The 18,873-nt window shown below is 58.3% G+C and carries 19 protein-coding genes; 5 read left to right on the forward strand and 14 right to left on the reverse strand.

Annotation, left to right across the window (positions count from 1 at the left end):
• The first annotated feature begins 8 nt into the window (after positions 1-8).
• The 5 genes from D3870_RS11060 to D3870_RS11080 all read left to right on the forward strand — a co-directional run bounded on the left by D3870_RS11060 (position 9) and on the right by D3870_RS11080 (position 6,490).
• Positions 9-1,073, forward strand: coding sequence for a hypothetical protein (locus D3870_RS11060; protein ID WP_119739089.1), 1,065 nt, complete (start codon positions 9-11; stop codon positions 1,071-1,073).
• A complete protein-coding gene (gene recJ / locus D3870_RS11065; protein ID WP_119739091.1) occupies positions 1,070-2,764 on the forward strand; it encodes a single-stranded-DNA-specific exonuclease RecJ in 1,695 nt (564 codons plus the stop codon). Before D3870_RS11060 ends, recJ begins: the two co-directional genes overlap by 4 nt.
• A gap of 133 nt (positions 2,765-2,897) precedes the next feature.
• Positions 2,898-4,002, forward strand: a protein-coding gene (prfB, locus tag D3870_RS11070) for a peptide chain release factor 2 (RefSeq protein WP_119739094.1) whose coding sequence is annotated in 2 segments (ribosomal slippage) — positions 2,898-2,978 and positions 2,980-4,002 — 1,104 coding nt in all. Because the reading frame shifts where the segments join, the coding sequence is not laid out codon by codon here.
• 51 nt (positions 4,003-4,053) lie between these two features.
• Positions 4,054-5,583 (forward strand): lysine--tRNA ligase, encoded by a 1,530-nt coding sequence (gene lysS, locus D3870_RS11075; protein ID WP_119739096.1) that lies wholly within the window; start codon positions 4,054-4,056, stop codon positions 5,581-5,583.
• 241 nt (positions 5,584-5,824) lie between these two features.
• On the forward strand, positions 5,825-6,490 hold the full coding sequence (locus D3870_RS11080; RefSeq protein ID WP_119739098.1) for an outer membrane lipoprotein: 666 nt from the start codon (positions 5,825-5,827) through the stop codon (positions 6,488-6,490).
• A 128-nt stretch (positions 6,491-6,618) separates the two neighbouring features.
• Here D3870_RS11080 and iscX read toward each other — a convergent pair whose 3' ends face one another.
• From iscX to uvrB, 14 genes are all read right to left on the reverse strand, one after another.
• Positions 6,619-6,813, reverse strand: coding sequence for a Fe-S cluster assembly protein IscX (iscX, locus tag D3870_RS11085; protein ID WP_119741964.1), 195 nt, complete (start codon positions 6,811-6,813; stop codon positions 6,619-6,621).
• A 52-nt stretch (positions 6,814-6,865) separates the two neighbouring features.
• Positions 6,866-7,204 (reverse strand): ISC system 2Fe-2S type ferredoxin, encoded by a 339-nt coding sequence (gene fdx / locus D3870_RS11090; RefSeq protein ID WP_119739100.1) that lies wholly within the window; start codon positions 7,202-7,204, stop codon positions 6,866-6,868.
• Positions 7,205-7,243: 39 nt separating this feature from the next.
• Positions 7,244-9,121, reverse strand: a complete 1,878-nt coding sequence (gene hscA, locus D3870_RS11095) for a Fe-S protein assembly chaperone HscA (RefSeq protein WP_119739102.1) — start codon at positions 9,119-9,121, stop codon at positions 7,244-7,246.
• Between the two features lie 7 nt (positions 9,122-9,128).
• Positions 9,129-9,662: an O-acetyl-ADP-ribose deacetylase gene (locus D3870_RS11100; protein ID WP_119739103.1), complete on the reverse strand. Its 534-nt coding sequence runs from the start codon at positions 9,660-9,662 to the stop codon at positions 9,129-9,131.
• Between the two features lie 12 nt (positions 9,663-9,674).
• On the reverse strand, positions 9,675-10,190 hold the full coding sequence (gene hscB, locus D3870_RS11105) for a Fe-S protein assembly co-chaperone HscB (RefSeq protein WP_119741966.1): 516 nt from the start codon (positions 10,188-10,190) through the stop codon (positions 9,675-9,677).
• A 142-nt stretch (positions 10,191-10,332) separates the two neighbouring features.
• On the reverse strand, positions 10,333-10,656 hold the full coding sequence (iscA, locus tag D3870_RS11110; RefSeq protein ID WP_119739105.1) for an iron-sulfur cluster assembly protein IscA: 324 nt from the start codon (positions 10,654-10,656) through the stop codon (positions 10,333-10,335).
• A 50-nt stretch (positions 10,657-10,706) separates the two neighbouring features.
• A complete protein-coding gene (iscU, locus tag D3870_RS11115) occupies positions 10,707-11,108 on the reverse strand; it encodes a Fe-S cluster assembly scaffold IscU (protein ID WP_119739107.1) in 402 nt (133 codons plus the stop codon).
• 49 nt (positions 11,109-11,157) lie between these two features.
• Entirely contained in the window at positions 11,158-12,411 is a 1,254-nt protein-coding gene (locus D3870_RS11120; RefSeq protein WP_119739109.1) for an IscS subfamily cysteine desulfurase, read from the reverse strand.
• A gap of 14 nt (positions 12,412-12,425) precedes the next feature.
• Positions 12,426-12,899, reverse strand: a complete 474-nt coding sequence (gene iscR / locus D3870_RS11125) for a Fe-S cluster assembly transcriptional regulator IscR (RefSeq protein ID WP_119739111.1) — start codon at positions 12,897-12,899, stop codon at positions 12,426-12,428.
• A gap of 277 nt (positions 12,900-13,176) precedes the next feature.
• A complete protein-coding gene (gene petA / locus D3870_RS11130; protein ID WP_119739113.1) occupies positions 13,177-13,770 on the reverse strand; it encodes a ubiquinol-cytochrome c reductase iron-sulfur subunit in 594 nt (197 codons plus the stop codon).
• Between the two features lie 107 nt (positions 13,771-13,877).
• Positions 13,878-14,825 (reverse strand): hypothetical protein, encoded by a 948-nt coding sequence (locus D3870_RS11135; RefSeq protein ID WP_147375768.1) that lies wholly within the window; start codon positions 14,823-14,825, stop codon positions 13,878-13,880.
• A gap of 324 nt (positions 14,826-15,149) precedes the next feature.
• Positions 15,150-15,653, reverse strand: coding sequence for a low molecular weight protein-tyrosine-phosphatase (locus D3870_RS11140; protein ID WP_199710759.1), 504 nt, complete (start codon positions 15,651-15,653; stop codon positions 15,150-15,152).
• Between the two features lie 214 nt (positions 15,654-15,867).
• A complete protein-coding gene (locus D3870_RS11145; protein ID WP_119739117.1) occupies positions 15,868-16,659 on the reverse strand; it encodes a uracil-DNA glycosylase family protein in 792 nt (263 codons plus the stop codon).
• A gap of 79 nt (positions 16,660-16,738) precedes the next feature.
• Positions 16,739-18,832, reverse strand: coding sequence for an excinuclease ABC subunit UvrB (uvrB, locus tag D3870_RS11150; RefSeq protein WP_119741970.1), 2,094 nt, complete (start codon positions 18,830-18,832; stop codon positions 16,739-16,741).
• Positions 18,833-18,873: the final 41 nt, after the last annotated feature.

Raw genomic sequence — 18,873 nt, forward strand, 5'->3', positions numbered from 1 at the left:
TCGCGGGCATGAGTCATCTCGATATTCTGATCCCCTTCGGCTTGCCGCCGGAAGAACTGGCAACCGACCTGTTTCGCGAACTGAAAACCCCCGCCCTTGCCACCCTGGTCGCGCGCGCCAGGCGAGAGACTCCCCCGGCAATTCGACAATCCGCCGACGGCATTTCCCGCGCGCTTCCGCATGAGGCATGGCTCGCTTCCCGGTTCGGACTGGAGGAGCAGATGCACGTCGGCGGCAGTCCGCCGATCGCAACAGCGGCAATGCGTGCGCTTGGACTCGCGCATGAGCCCGGCATCTGGTTCATGCTGAACCCCGTGCATTTTCATATTGCGCGCGATCACCTCGTCCTGCCCGATCTGCGGCAGCTGGCCTTGACGGAGCGAGAGTCGCGCACATTGTTCGATATCGCGCAACCGCTGTTTGAAGAAGTCGGCAAGCCTTTGCGTTTCGGCAACGCGACCTCCTGGTTTGTGCGCGCCGACGACTGGAGCAGACTTCAGACCTCGACGCCCGATGCCGCATGCGGCCACAACATCGACATCTGGATGCCGAAAGGCGAAGGCGAACGGAACTGGCGCAAGCTGCAGAACGAAGTGCAGATGCATTGGTTCACCGGCTCGCTCAATGCCGAACGCGAATCGAAGGGCTTGAAACCTGTCAATTCAATATGGCTTTGGGGTGGCGCGCAGGCTTCCATGGATGGCGCGAAATCCCCATACACGGAGCTGATCCATCTGGATGGATGGATGCGCGCGTTCGCGCAATTCGGCGGCAATCATTTGCCCGGTGCCGATGCCGGGACGGTGATCGCGGCAGCACCCGAACGCGGCTTGCTGCTGCTCGACCAATTGCTTGAACCCGCGCTGGGCAACGATTGGGCGCAATGGCTCATCAATCTTGAGCAGCTGGAAGCCGAATGGTTTGCACCATTGCTGGCCGCGCTCAAGACCGGAAAACTCGACCGACTCACGCTGATCCCGACGCATCACGCGCGCATTGCCGCATACACGACCGGCAAGAACACATTGCGTAAATTCTGGATCAAACCCGCACTTACCAACTTGTTGCCATGACCCGCATCGCTACCCGCTCCTATCCCTTTCGTACCGCCGAAATGCTGCGGCAGCAAGGCATTCACCCTGTGCTTGCACGGCTATACGCCGCGCGCGGCTTGTCCGATGCAAGGGAGATGGCGAGCGAGTTGAACGCATTGATCCCGCCTTCCGGTCTGCTGCATATCGACGCGGCAGCGGCGTTTCTGGCCGATGCCATCGACGCGCGGAAGAAGCTGGTCATCGTCGCCGACTACGACTGCGATGGCGCAACGGCTTGCGCAGTCGGCTTGCGCGGCTTGCGTGCGCTGGGCGCGCACGTCGATTTCATCGTGCCGAATCGTTTTGAATACGGCTACGGCCTGACGCCCGAAATCGTGGCGCTCACCGCGAGAGAAAAATCGCCCGACGTCATCGTCACGGTTGACAACGGCATCGCCAGCATCGACGGCGTCGCGGAAGCCAACCGGCGCGGCATCGAAGTCGTCGTCACCGACCACCACTTGCCGGCCGACACTCTTCCCGCCGCGCGTGTCATCGTCAACCCCAACCAGCCATCGTGTGGCTTCCCCAGCAAGAACCTCGCAGGCGTTGGCGTCATGTTTTACGTGCTGCTCGCATTGCGCGCCGAATTGCGCCGGCGCGGCGTGTTCGATGCGCAGACGCAGCCCAAGCTCGATGTACTGCTCGACCTGGTCGCGCTCGGGACCGTGGCCGACGTGGTCAAGCTCGACGCCAACAACCGCGTGCTGGTGGCGCAAGGCATCAAGCGCATGCGCGCCGGCCGGATGCATGCCGGCGTCGCCGCGCTATTCCGCGCCGCCAGCCGGGAAGCGCGCAAGGCAACGCCATTCGACCTCGGATTTGCGCTGGGGCCGCGCCTGAATGCGGCAGGTAGATTGGCGGACATGTCACTGGGCATCGAATGTCTCACCACCGATGACGAGGGCCGCGCCTGGGCAATTGCCCAGCAGCTCGACGCCATCAACCGCGAACGGCGCGAAATCGAAGCCGAGATGCAAGATACGGCGCTGGCCTTGCTCGACACCTTCAATCCGCAGGACAAGCGCACCATCTGCGTCTTCGACGAGTCATGGCATCAAGGCGTGATCGGCATCGTCGCCTCCCGCCTGAAAGACAAGTTTTACCGTCCGACCATCACGTTCGCGCCAGCGGGTGACGGCATGATCAAGGGATCGGGCCGCTCGATCGCCGGCTTCCATTTGCGCGACGCGCTTGATCTTGTTTCCAAACATGCACCGACCCTGATCGACAAATTCGGCGGGCATGCGATGGCAGCCGGCTTGTCGTTACGTGCCGACGCCTTTGAAGCGTTTTCCAATGCCTTCGAAGAAGTCGGGCGCGACTGGCTCGACGAAAAACAGCTGGAACGCATCCTCGAAACCGACGGTCCGCTGGAAGACGCCTATTTCACGCCGCAGTTCATTGAACTGCTCGACACCCAGGTTTGGGGCCAGGGCTTTGCGCCCCCCGTCTTTTGTGATGAATTCCGCGTACTGAATCAGCGTGTCCTGAAGGAAAAACATCTGAAGTTGCTTCTGGAAAAGGACGATCGCCGCTATGACGCGATCTGGTTCGGTCATGCCGACAGCCTGCCTGAACGCGCAATGGTCGCCTACAGGCTCGATGTGAACGAATTTAACGGCGTGACGCGGGTGCAGCTACTGGTCGAGCATGCGGAAGCGGCTTGAATAAACTTGCCGTTTTAGCACCAGAATCCGCATTGCCTCGATGCCGCTTTCGCTCGCGGAATCGACGTCCTGTCCGGTCTTGCGTGCCCCTTGGTCGGGTATAATCTCGGGTTTGATTGCGGAAGAAATCATCATGGAAGCAGAACGCCTCAATTCCCTCTCCACACTGCTCGCGGACCTGACTTCCCGCGAGGCTGAATTACGGAGGTATCTTTGACTTCGATGTGAAGTCGGAGAAACTCGAGCAAGTCAACGCCGAACTGGAAGACCCCAACGTCTGGAACGAGCCCAAGCGGGCCCAGGATCTCGGCAAGGAAAAGAAATCGCTGGAAGCGATTGTCCACACCCTCACCAAAATCGACGCCGACCTGCGCGATGCCAGCGACCTGTTCGCGATGGCGCGCGAGGAACAGGATGAAGACACCATCGCAGCCGTCGAGCAGGATGCCGAAGGCTTGCGCGCACTGGTTGAAGGGATGGAATTCCGCCGGATGTTTTCCAATCCGATGGACCCGAACAATTGCTTCATCGACATTCAGGCCGGCGCGGGCGGGACCGAAGCGCAGGACTGGGCTTCGATGCTCTTGCGCCAATATCTGCGCTATTGCGAGCGCAAGGGATTCAAGGTGGAAATTCTTGAAGAGTCGGAGGGCGAAGTCGCCGGCATCAAGACCGCCACCCTGAAGGTCGAAGGCGAATACGCCTACGGCTTCCTGCGCACGGAAACCGGCGTGCACCGACTGGTGCGCAAGTCGCCTTTCGATTCCGCCAACGGCCGTCATACTTCGTTCTCCAGCATCTTCGTCTACCCCGAGGTCGATGAGTCGATCGACATCGACATCAATCCGGCCGACGTGCGCATCGATACCTACCGCGCTTCCGGCGCCGGTGGCCAGCACATCAACAAGACCGATTCCGCCGTGCGTCTGACACATGCGCCGTCGGGCATCGTCGTGCAGTGCCAGAACGACCGCAGCCAGCATCGCAACCGTGCCGAGGCGTGGGAAATGCTGAAGTCGCGCCTGTATGAACTCGAATTGCGCAAGCGCATGAGCGAACAGCAGAAGCTGGAAGATTCCAAGACCGATGTCGGCTGGGGCCACCAGATTCGCTCCTACGTGCTCGACCAGTCGCGGATCAAGGACTTGCGCACGAACTTTGAAATGGGCAATACCAAGGCCGTGCTGGATGGCGAGCTGGACGGCTTCATCGCCGCATCGCTCAAGCAAGGCGTATAACCCGGCTCGTCCATCGCCATTCATACATTGCACTTATCGACCGTCTTATCCATGACAACCAATAACCAGACTGCGGCAGCGCCCGCCCAAGACGAAAACGCCATCATTGCGGAGCGCCGCGCCAAGCTTGCGGCCATTCGCGAGCAAGGCATCGCATTCCCCAACGACTTCCGGCCGCAGCACAAGGCCGCCGATTTGCATGCGCAATACGGCATGCACGAGAACGACACGCTGGAAGCGCAGCCAATCAAGGTCAGCGTCGCCGGCCGCATGATGTTGAAGCGCGTGATGGGCAAGGCCTCGTTCGCGACCATTCAGGACTCGTCGGGCGCCAAGGCCGAGGGTCGCATCCAGCTCTACATCACCAACGACAACGCCGGCGAAGCCACGCATGCCGCGTTCAAGCATTACGACCTGGGCGACATCCTTGGCGCGGAAGGCTTGCTGTTCAAAACCAAGACTGGCGAACTGTCGATCAAGGTCACGAGCCTGCGCCTGCTGACCAAGTCGCTGCGCCCGCTGCCGGACAAATTCCACGGCCTGGCCGATCAGGAAACCAGGTACCGCCAGCGCTATGTCGATTTGATCATGAGCGAAGACACGCGCCGCACCTTCAAGGCACGCACTGCCGCGATGTCGTCGATCCGCCGCTTCATGAACGAGCACGGTTTCATGGAAGTGGAGACGCCGATGCTGCATGTGATTCCCGGCGGTGCCGCTGCCAAGCCGTTCATCACGCATCACAATGCGCTCGACATGGAAATGTTCCTGCGCATCGCACCCGAGCTTTACCTGAAGCGACTGGTGGTCGGCGGCTTCGAGCGCGTGTTCGAAGTCAACCGCAATTTCCGTAACGAGGGCGTATCGCCGCGCCACAACCCGGAATTCACGATGATGGAGTTCTACGCCGCCTACGTCGATTACAGGTGGCTGATGGACTTCACCGAGGCAGTGATCCGCCAGGCGGCGATCGATGCGCATGGGACGGCGTGCCTGACCTATCAGGGCCGCGAGCTTGATCTGAGCAAGCCGTTCCACCGCATGACCATCGTGCAGGCGATCAACAAGTATGCATCGCATTACACCAATGAACAGTTGCACGATGCGGTCTTCCTCAAGGCCGAGCTGAAGAAGTTCGGTGTCCAGCCGCATGCGAATGCCGGCGTGGGTGCATTGCAGCTTGCACTGTTTGAAGAGACTGCGGAGTCGCAGTTGTGGGAGCCGACCTACATCATCGATTATCCAGTCGAGGTGTCACCGCTGGCGCGTGCATCGGATACCGTTGCGGGCATTACCGAGCGCTTCGAGCTGTTCATTACCGGACGCGAAATCGCCAACGGCTTCTCGGAACTGAACGACGCAGAAGATCAGGCGGCGCGTTTCCAGGCGCAGGTCGCGGCGAAGAATGCCGGCGATGAGGAAGCGATGTATTACGACGCCGATTTCATCCGCGCGCTGGAATACGGGATGCCGCCGACCGGTGGATGCGGCATCGGCATCGATCGTCTGATGATGCTGATCACCGATTCGCCGAATATCCGCGACGTCATCCTGTTCCCGCATTTGCGCCGCGAAGAGTGATCACGGCAGTGAATCGTTCGATCGAAACGGGACCGGAAGCGGTCCCGTTTTTTGTTTTTCCGAAGCATTCGGCGCACTCCGCGCTCGCAAGTCCCGCGACAGATCACATGAAGTGCGGCTGCGTTACAAAGCCTTACATCTGACACACTCTTCCCCTTTTTTTGCCTGCCTCAACCTCCCATAATTTGGACATGTACGCCATGCGCCGCATGCCGGCACCTGCAATTTTCAGGAGGTAAAAATGGAAGGTAACAAGACCACGAATCGCATTCATCCGCTGGTTGCGGGTGCGGCGGTTGCCGTCATGCTGGCAAGTCTGACCGGCGTTGCGGCAATGACCGGCTTGATCCCGAATTCGCACAGTACTTCGGCACCCGCCACGACGGACACCGTCGCAACGACTCCCGCAGCGACGACAGGCCAGCAGATCGCCGCCGGCAATCCCGTCGAACCACAACCCCAGCAATCGTCGCAGCAGAACAACCAAGCGCCGCGCGCAACGGAAAAGAGCCACGCTCCGGCGCGCCCGGCTCACCGCGAACCTGCCCGGGTTGCCCAGGCTCCGGCCATCTGCCAAAGCTGCGGCCGGGTCGAATCAGTACAAGCAATCCAGCAGCAAGCAGAAGGCAGCGGCGTCGGCATCGTCGCTGGCGCAGTCCTCGGCGGCGTTCTTGGCAATCAAGTGGGCGGCGGTAACGGCCGCAAGCTTGCCACGGTTGCGGGCGCGGTCGGCGGCGGCTACGCCGGTAATGAAATTGAAAAGCGCACTCGTGCAACGACCTCGTACCAGGTGCGCGTGCGCATGGAAGACGGACAGCTGCGCACGTTCCCGTATTCGGAACAGCCAGGATGGAGCGCTGGCGATCGTGTGCGCGTTGTCAATGGAAACTTGACGGCCCGGGCCTGATCGCGGCGAACGCAATCCCGACATGAAAAAAGGGCGGCATGCACATGCCGCCCTTTTTCATTGGCTTGCTCATTCTCGAAATTGTCGTGACCGCATCTGACGACGCATGCGTTCACGCATTCAACGTCCTACTGAGACTCTTCTATCCACGCCGCCTGTATCGCCTCCAGAATCTTTTCACCCGATCGATTGGGATCGTCGTCAAATCCATCCAGCTCGCACACCCATTTGTGCAAATCGGTGAAGCGCACTGTCAACGGGTCGATATCAGGGAACTTGTCGTTCAGTTCTTCCGCAATGCGCGTGATGTCAGTCCATTTCATGATTGTTCTCTTTGGGGCGGTAAACGCGGCAAAAAACACGACATAAGGCAGATCAATGATTCTCGCTGACCTGATTGATCGTGTATTTGGGAATTTCGACAACCAGGTCTTCGTCGCGCACCAGCGACTGGCATGACAGACGCGAAGTGGCTTCAAGACCCCATGCCCGGTCGAGCAGATCCTCTTCCTTCTCTTCTGCCTCGTTCAGCGAGTCGAACCCTTCGCGAATCACCACGTGACACGTGGTGCATGCGCAGGATTTTTCGCAGGCATGTTCGATGTCGATATCGTTTTCAAGCAATGCATCGCAGATCGATTTTCCGGAAGGCGCTTCGATAACGGCCCCGTCGGGGCACAGTGTCGCATGGGGGAGTACAACGATTTGTGGCACTTGTTTACCTCTACAGTATGAATGTGTTCCAGCTGACGCTTAGCTGGCGTCCGGCGCAATGTCGTCCAGTCTCTTGCCAGCCAACGCAGCCCGCACGGAGCGATCCATGCGCCGCGCCGCGAATTCTTCGGTGCTGTGCGCAAGCGCATCGACCGCAGCCTTGATGGCATGATGATCGTCACCCTGCGCCTGCCGGCGTACTGCATCCAGCAGTGCGTCGATATCGGCGCGCTCCGTCTCCGACAGCAGATTGCCGTCCGCGTCCAGCGCCGATTGCACCGCCAGCAGAATACGCTGCGCCTCGACCTGCTCCTCGCGCAATGCCCGGGACTTCATGTCGGCATCGGCCGAACTGAATGAATCCTGCAGCATTCTCGCGATTTCATCATCGCCCAGTCCATACGACGGCTTGACTTCAATCGATGCCTCCACGCCCGACTGCTGCTCGCGCGCCGACACCGACAGCAAGCCATCGGCATCGACCTGGTAGGTCACGCGGATGCGTGCCGCACCAGCCGCCATCGGCGGAATGCCGCGCAGTTCAAAGCGTGCGAGGGAGCGGCAATCGCTGACCAGTTCGCGCTCGCCCTGCACTACATGGATCGCCATCGCGGTCTGACCATCCTTGAAGGTGGTGAATTCCTGTGCGCGTGCGCAAGGGATGGTCGAATTGCGCGGAATGACTTTTTCCACCAAGCCGCCCATCGTTTCGATGCCAAGCGAAAGCGGAATCACGTCCAGCAGCAGCCAGTCATCGCCGGTCGCACGATTGCCGGCCAGCAGATTGGCCTGTATCGCCGCGCCGAGCGCCACAACCTTGTCCGGGTCAATATTGGCCAGCGGAGTGGTCTGGAAAAAATCACCGACGGCCTTGCGGATGTGCGGCATGCGCGTTGCGCCGCCGACCAGTACGACACCATCGACATCATCGGCCGACAAATGCGCGTCGCGCATCGCCTTCCTGATCGGCGTGATGGTCTTGTTGACCAGATGCTGCGTGATCTGGGTAAACGTGTCGGCGCTCAAGGTCAAATGCACTTCCTCACCGCTGCCGAGGACCGCATCGATCTGGGTCTCTGCCTTGGTGGACAGGAGCTCCTTCGCCTCGCGCGACTTGACCATCAGCACACGCATATCACGCTCGGACAAAGGCGCGAGCCGAGCCTGTTCGATGATCCAGCACAACAGACGATGATCGAAGTCGTCGCCGCCAAGCGCAGAATCGCCGCCGGTTGCGAGCACTTCGAACACGCCCTTGGTGAGTTTGAGAATGGAAATGTCGAACGTTCCGCCGCCCAGATCGTAGACGGCATACACGCCTTCGGACGCGGTATCCAGCCCGTAGGCAATCGCGGCGGCAGTCGGCTCGTTCAACAGGCGCAGCACATTCAAGCCGGCAAGCTTTGCGGCATCCTTGGTCGCCTGCCGTTGCGCGTCATCGAAATACGCCGGCACGGTAATGACCGCACCGACCAGTTCGTCGCCCAGCGAGTCTTCGGCGCGCTGACGCAGCGTGGCGAGGATTTCCGCCGACACTTCCACCGGACTTTTGACGCCGGCAACCGTCTTCAGCTGCACCATCCCCGGCGTGTCGAGGAAGTCGTACGGCAGATTTTCCGCGTACGCAATGTCCTTCAGCCCGCGTCCCATGAAACGCTTCGCCGACACCACGGTATTTTTCGGATCGGTAGTCTGCGCGGCTTGCGCCTTGTAACCGATGTTGGCGTGACCGTTCGGCAGATAGCGCACGATCGATGGCAGCAACGCGCGCCCCTCCTCATCGCACAATACTTCTGGAATACTGCTGCGCACGGTGGCAACCAGCGAATTGGTCGTGCCCAGATCGATGCCGACCGCCAGCCGATGCTGGTGCGGCGCAGTGGACATGCCGGGTTCGGAAATTTGAAGAAGAGCCATTTGAATTCTATGTCGCCAGCGCTTTGCGCCGATCGTACTCACGCTGATAAATTAAAAAAACGGCATCCGAAAACGCGCAGAAAACCACCCGTTCAATCGCTGGATGCGTATCGAGTGCTAGCAGCACAGTGTCAAACGCTATCGCACACGCATCATCGATCGGATAAGCATAGATGCCGGTACTGATTGCCGGAAATGCGATCGTCTTCACGCCATTGTCGGCGGCAATCCGCATGGAATTGCCGTAGCAGGAAGCAAGCAGTGCCGCTTCGCCGGAATTGCCGCCATGCCAAACCGGCCCGACGGTATGAATCACGTGCTTCGCCGGAAGCCGATAGCCTTTCGTGATCTTTGCCTCGCCGGTCCTGCAACCGTTCAGCGTCAGGCATTCCTGATACAGCTCCCTGCCCGCCGCACGATGTATCGCACCGTCCACGCCTCCACCGCCCAGCAGAGAACTATTGGCGGCGTTCACAATTGCATCGACCGCCAGCGTCGTGATATCGGCTTTGACGATGTCGATCTTTTGCAAGACGTTCATGACTTGTGACGATCAAATGTCCATCGTTTCGAAAATGCGCCCGATCTCGTCGCCGAACTTTTCCAGGAACATCAATTGCCGCACGCCTTGCGCCGCTGCGTGAAAGTCATTCGCATCCAGCAACTTGCCGATCTGTTCGACTTCCTTCTTGCGAGCGCCGCGCAGCTCGGCCTCGAGCCGTTCGAGTACACCGATGTCCTTCGCCGCCTTTGCATCCTCCAGCGATTCTCGCCATTCCATTTGCTGCATCAGGAAAGCGCCAGGCATCGCGGTATTGGATTCGATCTGCAAATCGACACCATTCAGTTCACATAGATAGGCGGCGCGTCCGAACGGGCTCTTCAATGTCTTGTACGCCTCGTTGGCGCGCGTCGCCCATTGCATCGCCACCCGCTTTTCCGCGTCGCTCGCATGAGCGAACTTGTCCGGATGTACCTGGTTCTGCACTTCGTGATACGCCTTGTCCAGCGCAGTCATGTCGATGTCGAAGCGCTGCGGCAAATGAAACAGGTCGAAGTGATTTTGCATCGTCATTTAAAACAAAAGCCTGTTCATACTTCAACAGGCTTGGTAGAAACATTGTGGGGTGACGTACGGGAGTCGCAAGCAGCACCGCACTCCGCTGACCATCATTCCTCGCGCAGCGAGGAATGACCTGACCACCCGACCATCAAATGCGGAAGCTTTCCCCGCAGCCGCACTCATCCTTCATGTTCGGATTGTTGAACTTGAAGCCCTCGTTCAAGCCTTCGCGCGCGAAATCCAGCTCGGTGCCATCGATGTACGGCAGGCTTTTCGGATCGACGAATACCTTGACGCCATGCGACTCGAACACTGCGTCTTCCGTCGCGCTCTCGTCCACATACTCCAGCTTGTACGCAAGTCCGGAGCAGCCGGTCGTGCGCACTCCAAAGCGCAAACCGATGCCTTTGCCGCGCCGTTCAATATAGCGGTTGATATGCCTCGCCGCTTTTTCGGTCAATGTGATTGCCATAGCACTTGTGTCTCTTTCAAATCATGCCGGCTCGCGCCGGCACGACAATCTCAGGCAGCTTCCTTCGATTCAGCCGTATGCTTGGCCTTGTAATCCTGCACCGCGGCCTTGATCGCATCTTCCGCCAGGATCGAGCAGTGAATCTTCACCGGCGGCAAGGCCAGCTCTTCCGCGATCTGGGTGTTCTTGATCGACAATGCCTGATCCAGCGTCTTGCCCTTGACCCATTCGGTCACCAGCGAAGAGGAGGCAATTGCCGATCCGCAACCATAAGTCTTGAACTTGGCATCCTCGATCACGCCATCAGCGCCGACCTTGATTTGCAACTTCATCACGTCGCCGCAGGCCGGCGCGCCAACCATACCGGTTCCCACCGACTCATCACCCTTGTCGAAGGCACCGACGTTGCGCGGATTTTCGTAATGGTCGAGAACTTTTTCCGAGTAAGACATTGAATGCTCCTGAATTTTTAGCCAGTCATGTTGCGTGAAAGGAAACCGATCAGTGCGCCGCCCACTGGATTGTGCTGAGATCGATACCTTCCTTGTACATATCCCACAGCGGCGACAGTTCGCGCAGCTTGCCCACCTTTTCCTTGATCAGCTTGATCGTGAAATCGATATCCTCTTCCGTGGTGAAACGGCCGATGGTAAAACGGATCGAGCTGTGCGCCAGTTCATCGCTGCGGCCCAAGGCCCTCAATACATAAGATGGTTCCAGACTGGCCGAAGTACAAGCGGAACCTGAAGAAACCGCGATATCCTTGATCGCCATGATGAGCGATTCGCCTTCCACATAATTGAAGCTCACGTTCAGGTTGTGCGGTACGCGATGCTCCATGTCGCCATTGACATAGACTTCCTCGATTTCCGTCAGACCTTTGGCGAGACGGTCGCGCAACGCCTTGATGCGGGCGATCTCTTCATCCATTTCTTCCTTGGCGATACGAAAAGCCTCGCCCATGCCAACGATCTGGTGCGTCGGCAAGGTGCCGGAACGCAAGCCGCGTTCATGACCGCCGCCGTGCATCTGCGCTTCGATACGCACACGCGGCTTGCGGCGCACATACAAGGCACCGATGCCTTTCGGACCGTAGGTCTTGTGCGCGGTAAAGGTCATCAGATCGACTTTCCACTTTTCCAGATCGATATCCACCTTGCCGGTCGCCTGCGCGGCGTCGCAATGGAAGATCACGCCTTTTGCACGGCACAGTTCGCCGATTTCCTGGATCGGCTGAATCACGCCGATCTCGTTGTTGACCAGCATCACGGACACCAGGATCGTGTCAGGGCGAATCGCCTGTTCCAGCTGCTCGATGGTGATGAGACCATTGTCCTGCGGTTGCAGATAAGTCGCCTCAAAACCCTGGCGCTCCAGTTCGCGCACGGTGTCCAGCACCGCCTTGTGTTCGGTCTTGACCGTGATGATGTGCTTGCCCTTGGTCTTGTAGAACTGCGCCGCGCCCTTCAATGCGAGGTTGTTGCCTTCCGTCGCGCCGGAAGTCCAGATGATTTCGCGCGGATCGGCATTGACCAGCGCCGCGACTTGCGCCCGCGCCTCTTCCACCGCCTTTTCGGCGCTCCAGCCGTACATATGGCTGCGCGAAGCAGGGTTGCCGAACTGCTCGCGCAGATACGGGATCATCTTGTCGGCAACACGCGGATCAATCGGCGTGGTCGCCGAATAATCCATGTAGATCGGGAAATGTGGCGCCTTGAGGGTGTCGATCAGGCTTTTTTCCAAAGGGGCATTCATGTAATTCACTCCAGTCAGGCAGCTACGTGGGGGCGATGAAGCATGACCACGTTTTGTTCGGCACACTTTTGTTTCTGCTGGTCCACCAGATCCTTCAACGATACCGAATCCAGATATTCGACCATCTTTGCATTCAGGGTTGCCCACAGATCGTGGGTCATGCAGCGCGATCCATGCTCATGGTCGGCGCTGTGGCAATTTTCCTTGCCACCGCATTGGGTCGCATCCAGCGGCTCGTCCACGGCGATGATGATGTCGGCCACCGTCACATCCTCGGCCCGCCGCGCCAGCGTGTATCCGCCGCCGGGGCCGCGTACCGATTCCACGATCTCGTGACGGCGCAACTTGCCGAATAATTGCTCAAGATACGACAGCGAAATCTCCTGGCGCTGGCTGATCGCTGAAAGCGTAACCGGACCCTTGTCCTGGCGCAGCGCCAAGTCAATCATCGCGGTTACCGCAAACCGGCCTTTTGTAGTCAGACGCATAAATCCTCAACTCCAAGGCGAAACTTTTCTACCAAGGTCGGGAATTTCCTGCATTCCCGAATATTTTGGTCAAGTATAACAAAGTTGAGTAAATCCGTCAGGTATTCGTGCCGACATGCTGCAGTGCATTACGTCTCATGCATTGGTTCAAACACATGCAGTCAGCCATTTCAGGAAGCGGTCGGTTGTCGCGGAATTCAGACGCGGAACAAGGCCAGTATTATTTCATACTGGCAATTTTCTCGTTGGGAGCGGGTGCGGTCCCGCTCAATGAAAGTCAGCCCTTCTTTTCATCCTCACCGACGAACAAGCTGCCGTCGGCCAGATACCGATGCACAGGAACTTCCAGATTGAGCGGCGCGGGAACATTCTTGTACACGCGCCCAGCGAGGTCGAATTTGGATCCATGGCAAGGGCAATAGAAACCGCCGGGCCAGTCGTCACCCATATCGGCCGCGCCGGCATCCGGGCGGAACACCGGTATGCAGCCGAGATGCGTGCAAATGCCGGTCAGCACGAGAAATTCCGGTTTGATCGAGCGGGCAGCATTCCTTGCATAGTCCGGCTGCTGCGGCTGGCTCGACGACGGATCGGCCAGCAGGTCGTCGTGCTTGCCGAGCGACGCGAGCATTTCATCCGTACGGTGCAGTATCCATATCGGCTTGCCTCGCCATTCCATCGTTACCAGTCTGCCCGGTGCGATTCTGTCGATATCCATTTGCACCGGAGCACCCGCCGCACGCGCGGCCTCGCTCGGCCCCATGCTCTTCAGAAATGGCACGGCAACGGCAGCTAGCCCTATGCCGCCGAGTCCCGTGGTGGCCGTCAACAAGAATTTTCTTCGAGGCTCGTTCGCCTCAATCGTTGCCATGGCACTTGTTGCGCCCGACTGTCCGCGCGACCGATTCCGATCGCTCCGGACTGGCCAGGCAATCCGTGAACGCTGTCCTGTACGAATAGTGTAGGCCGCCCTACCCGCTACTGCAATTTCAAACGTATGAACATCCAGTATGCCGTCGGGGCCGTCCCGTATGTTGACGCCATCTCCTGCGGCACGGCATGTCGGCTCACCATGCCGCCAATATCGAACCTGACCGGACCGCCGGATCCAGCGTCGTAGACATAGCCGATGGTCAGCTTGTTCATCTTGAACAGTTGCCTCTGCATCGACTCGTTCTCGCGCAACAAGTCATTGCTGCCGACCTGTTCCAGCCTCCCGAACACGGTGTGCAGCCTGGCAATCCGCAGACTCGATTCGGCGAGATAACCCATGGTGCTTTCGCGGAACCTGCCGCCATGACGGCCCCATGCCAGCGTCGTCTGCCAACCGCCTTCGTCAAACTGGCTGTTATATGAGGCCGAAATGATGCTGCGCCGAACGTCCCCGCCCGGGTCAAGCTGATCCAGACTACTCACATGGCCTCGGCTGATTTGCAGCATCCAGTTCGGTGCAGGAACGAGAAACAGTCGCCGGGAATAGGCATCTCGACTGTAGAACGAAGGCCGCTCCAGCTTCGTATCCGGACTGCGAATCAAAAACGATGACACCCCCGGTCCGACCGGACGTGATGAATAGCCGCGCACCAACGGTTCCGACCTCGCGTTCGCGGAATCCGGCATCTCATCCGAGGATGACACCTTTGCATCATCGTCAAGGCGGGCGACATGTTGAGTATGGGCAGCGGCTGCGCCAGAGGACAGCAAGGCACGCAGTTCCCTGCGCAATTTGAAAGCGAGCGTGCCGGTCGCGCTATCCGCATGCTGCGCTCCCCCGATACCAGCCGATTTATCTTCAGGCAACGCCGCCACAATGTCAGCCTGCGCTTGCTGCCTGGCAGGAGCATGAGCATCGCCATGGTCCTGTGCGGACGCCACGGAAACCGCGAGAACGCCCATGAATATGGTCAATGCACCCGCTGTTCTCATGATTTTCTCCTTCTCGCGGAACGGCATCAGACGACAAGCCGCCGCACGTGATCACCGCTTCGGCATGGATTGAATCTCGTACTCCAAGCCTTGCCATGCCGACGCAAAAGGAATATTCGCAGCGATGTAAGGAAAACTATTTCACACGAGGAAAAGCTGGTATTGCGCAGTAACAAACATGCTTTGGATGAAGGATTTGTTACAGCCTGTTGAGGCTTGCGAAAACGCATGTGGCGATGCGTCGCCTCATGCGCTCCACACAACACGTTATCGGGAAGAGATCAACTTGTCGAAAAAGCAGATGCCTGAGCGGCGATCGTCCTTTTATCGCACCGCCGTATTGCTGCGTGCAACCGCCTGCATCAGGCCCTTGCAAGCATCCTCAATATAGTCGAGCACCATCTCGAAATCCGAACGATCGCGACCGTAAGGGTCGGGAATGACAGGCGATCTCAAATTCTTGTCGGCGTAATTCATCAGGAGGCGGATCTTCGAACGATATCGATCCGGACACATGCATTGCAACAGCGCCAAGTTGCTTTTATCCATCGCCAGCAAGACATCGAAGGTTTCGAAATCGGTTACCACCAATTGCCGTGCACGCAACGGCGTCAAGTCGTAACCGCGACGCCGCGCGACATCCTGTGCTCGCGGATCGGGCGGCTCTCCGGCATAGTAGTCATGCGTGCCGGCCGAATCGACGACGACCAGATGCTGCAACCCTGCCTGTTGCACGAACTTGCGCATCACGCCTTCCGCCGTGGGGGAACGGCAGATATTTCCTGTGCAGACAAACAGGATGCGCACATTCCCTTCAGGAATCGGCAGCGGCTCTCTTTGCGGATACGGCTGCTTTCCCAGCCATTTTTTCAACACGATACCCACCTTTGAAAACAAGGAATTGCACCGTATTTTCGTATGGCATTTTTCGATGAGCTTTATTCGCGATCAAACCTTCAAGGTTTCGCGCAAGCTGATTTGTAACCGGATATGTTCAGGCCACAGTCAGGCAGTCAATGACGCAATCCGATTCGACCTCGATTCAGCGCTGCACATGCAGCAGCCGCATCGGGTGAAACAGCTTCTGCATCGTCGGATTGATGATGAAGGAAAGGTTATATGGATGCTCGGATACCGCTTTGGGGAAGCGTTCGGCCAAAGGCAAGGCATGCAGTTGCTCCGCGATTTTCCCCCACAGGACCAGTGTCGGCGCTTGTCTGTCGACCTTTTCCGCGTGCTCCATCAGCGCTGCAAGTACTGTACGCATGAAGGGCTGCCATGCCTTGGCATCCTTGGCAGGCGGCACGTTCGGACGATATACCAGCGACGCGTTCAACAGAAGAAATCCTTGCTTCGTCAGGTTCGCCTGCAAGGACGTCAAGGTCTGAATGAAAGACGAACCGATCGCGCGCGTCTTCAGCGCGACATGCGCAAGTGCGTCGCCAGAGGTTTTGTCCGCTGCGAGCATGTCATCCGCGACCAGCAGCATCTTCATGAAATTGCGCAACGACGTAGCGCGGTTGACCTGTTTCGACAAGCCTTTTTCAGACCAGAGCGACTCCACCGCACCATCCATGAAGCACACACCCGTCGCGCTCTGTTCGCGCGGATAGGGTCCCTCGCCGACGAGCACGTAACGCACCGTATCCAATGGAATCGTGAATGCGGCGAATAATCGTCCCGCTGTAGGCAGGTACGGATCCCGACCCAATGATGGCAGGTAAGTTGGATCGGTTTGCGCAACCGCCTCCAATCCGTTCAGAAGAACCGGACGCCACGAGACGTCGGCCAGATCGAGGGTTTCGAGAATCGTTGCAGGAATTGGCTCAGACATGACAGCAGGGAGGAATGAAAAGGCGATTGTAGCCGCAACACGCGACGGCAACGCCCTTGCATGCCGCTTGAAACGACGACTACTTCCCGATGATCGACACCACGTTGTCCGCGCCCGGCGCGCCAAACAGTTGCTCCTTCAACAGATGCAACTGGTCGCGCACCTGCGCCGCCTTTTCGAATTCCAGATTCTTCGCATGCTCGATCATGAGTTTTTCGAGGCGCTTGATTTCCTTGCTCACCTGCTTCTCGCTCATCGCCTCGTAATCCGCATGGTCCTGCGCGGCAAGCTGCTCCTGCCTTGCCTCGTGCGGATTGTAGACGCCATCGATCAACTCCCGGATTTCCTTCCGGACGCCTTGCGGCGTGATGTTGTTGGCCGTGTTGAAGGCAACCTGTTTGGCGCGACGGCGGTCGGTTTCATCGATTGCGCGACGCATCGAATCGGTCACCTTGTCGCCATACAGGATCGCCGTGCCGTTGAGGTTGCGCGCGGCCCGCCCGATCGTCTGAATCAGGCTGCGTTCGGAACGCAGGAAGCCTTCCTTGTCCGCATCCAGAATGGCGACCAGCGATACCTCGGGTATGTCCAGACCTTCCCGCAGCAGATTGATGCCAACCAGTACATCAAACGTGCCGAGGCGCAGATCGCGAATGATCTCGACCCGCTCCACCGTATCGATATCGCTGTGCAGATAACGTACCTTGATGCCGTTTTCGCTCAAGAACTCCGTCAATTGCTCCGCCATGCGCTTGGTCAGCGTAGTCACCAGTACGCGCTCATTCTTCTTCACGCGCGCGGTAATCTCCGACATCAAATCATCTACCTGCGTACTGGCCGGACGCACAATGATTGCCGGATCCACCAGACCGGTCGGACGAACCACCTGCTCCACGACCTGCCCTGCATTTTTCTGCTCATAATCCGCCGGCGTTGCGGAGACAAACACCGTCTGTCGCATCTTGCCTTCGAATTCCTCGAAGCGCAGCGGCCGGTTGTCCAATGCCGACGGCAGGCGAAAACCGTAATCCACCAGATTCGTCTTGCGCGCGCGGTCACCGTTGTACATACCGTTCAACTGGCCGAGCAACACGTGCGATTCGTCCAAGAACATCACGGCATCCTGCGGCAGATAGTCGACCAGGGTTGGCGGCGGTTCACCCGGCTTGGCGCCGCTCAAATGACGGGAATAATTCTCGATGCCCTTGGTGAATCCGATTTCCTGCATCATCTCCAGATCGAAGCGTGTGCGCTGCTCCAGCCGCTGCTCTTCGACCAGCTTGCTTTCCTTTCGAAACCATTCGAGGCGCTCTCGCAATTCGTCCTTGATGGTCTCAATCGCGCGCAACACGGTCGAGCGCGGCGTAACGTAATGCGACCCGGGATAGACGGTGAAGCGCGGAATTTTCTGCCGCACGCGTCCTGTCAATGGATCGAACAATTGCAGACTTTCGATTTCGTCGTCGAAGGTTTCAATCCGCACTGCCAGCTCGGCATGCTCCGCCGGAAAAACGTCAATCGTATCGCCGCGCACTCGAAAGGTGCCGCGTCCGAAATCGACTTCATTACGCGTGTACTGCATCTGGATCAAGCGCGCGATGACGTCACGCTGGCTCACCTTGTCCTTGGCGCGCAAGGTAAGGATCATCTGATGGTATTCGTTCGGATTGCCGATACCGTAGATCGCCGACACAGTCGCCACGATCACGACGTCGCGCCGCTCCATCAGCGACTTCGTGCATGACAGACGCATCTGCTCGATATGCTCGTTGATGGACGAATCTTTCTCAATGAACAAATCCCGCTGCGGGACATAGGCTTCGGGCTGATAGTAGTCGTAGTAGCTAACGAAATATTCCACCGCGTTTTGCGGAAAGAATTCGCGAAACTCGCTATACAACTGTGCCGCAAGCGTCTTGTTCGGCGCGAAAACGATTGCCGGCCGTCCCAGGCGCGCGATGGTATTGGCCATCGTGTACGTCTTGCCCGAGCCGGTGACTCCCAGAAGCGTTTGAAAAGAGAGACCGTCCTCGATGCCTTCCACCAATTTATCGATCGCGACGGGCTGGTCGCCGGCGGGTGGAAATGGTTGGTACAAGCGGTATGGAGAATTCGGAAAGGTGACGATTTTGTCTTCGTCGATCGTGCCGGGAACATGGGATAAATCTGCCATCTGCATTCGACCTTTGGTAAAATGATTAGTTGCACGTCAAC

It is taken from the genome of Noviherbaspirillum cavernae (assembly GCF_003590875.1).
GTDB classification, from domain to species: Bacteria; Pseudomonadota; Gammaproteobacteria; order Burkholderiales; family Burkholderiaceae_D; genus Noviherbaspirillum; species Noviherbaspirillum cavernae.

Excerpts from the sequence above, each read along its gene's own strand:
- iscU (WP_119739107.1), bottom strand. The coding sequence starts at position 11,108 with ATGTCTTACTCGGAAAAAGTTCTCGACCATTACGAAAATCCGCGCAAC.
- iscX (WP_119741964.1), bottom strand. The coding sequence starts at position 6,813 with ATGAAATGGACTGACATCACGCGCATTGCGGAAGAACTGAACGACAAG.
- uvrB (WP_119741970.1), bottom strand. The coding sequence starts at position 18,832 with ATGGCAGATTTATCCCATGTTCCCGGCACGATCGACGAAGACAAAATC.
- D3870_RS11060 (WP_119739089.1), top strand. The coding sequence starts at position 9 with ATGAGTCATCTCGATATTCTGATCCCCTTCGGCTTGCCGCCGGAAGAA.
- D3870_RS11100 (WP_119739103.1), bottom strand. The coding sequence starts at position 9,662 with ATGAACGTCTTGCAAAAGATCGACATCGTCAAAGCCGATATCACGACG.
- recJ (WP_119739091.1), top strand. The coding sequence starts at position 1,070 with ATGACCCGCATCGCTACCCGCTCCTATCCCTTTCGTACCGCCGAAATG.
- petA (WP_119739113.1), bottom strand. The coding sequence starts at position 13,770 with ATGGCAACGATTGAGGCGAACGAGCCTCGAAGAAAATTCTTGTTGACG.
- D3870_RS11080 (WP_119739098.1), top strand. The coding sequence starts at position 5,825 with ATGGAAGGTAACAAGACCACGAATCGCATTCATCCGCTGGTTGCGGGT.
- lysS (WP_119739096.1), top strand. The coding sequence starts at position 4,054 with ATGACAACCAATAACCAGACTGCGGCAGCGCCCGCCCAAGACGAAAAC.
- iscR (WP_119739111.1), bottom strand. The coding sequence starts at position 12,899 with ATGCGTCTGACTACAAAAGGCCGGTTTGCGGTAACCGCGATGATTGAC.
- D3870_RS11120 (WP_119739109.1), bottom strand. The coding sequence starts at position 12,411 with ATGAATGCCCCTTTGGAAAAAAGCCTGATCGACACCCTCAAGGCGCCA.
- D3870_RS11135 (WP_147375768.1), bottom strand. The coding sequence starts at position 14,825 with ATGAGAACAGCGGGTGCATTGACCATATTCATGGGCGTTCTCGCGGTT.
- D3870_RS11145 (WP_119739117.1), bottom strand. The coding sequence starts at position 16,659 with ATGTCTGAGCCAATTCCTGCAACGATTCTCGAAACCCTCGATCTGGCC.
- iscA (WP_119739105.1), bottom strand. The coding sequence starts at position 10,656 with ATGGCAATCACATTGACCGAAAAAGCGGCGAGGCATATCAACCGCTAT.
- hscB (WP_119741966.1), bottom strand. The coding sequence starts at position 10,190 with ATGCAAAATCACTTCGACCTGTTTCATTTGCCGCAGCGCTTCGACATC.
- hscA (WP_119739102.1), bottom strand. The coding sequence starts at position 9,121 with ATGGCTCTTCTTCAAATTTCCGAACCCGGCATGTCCACTGCGCCGCAC.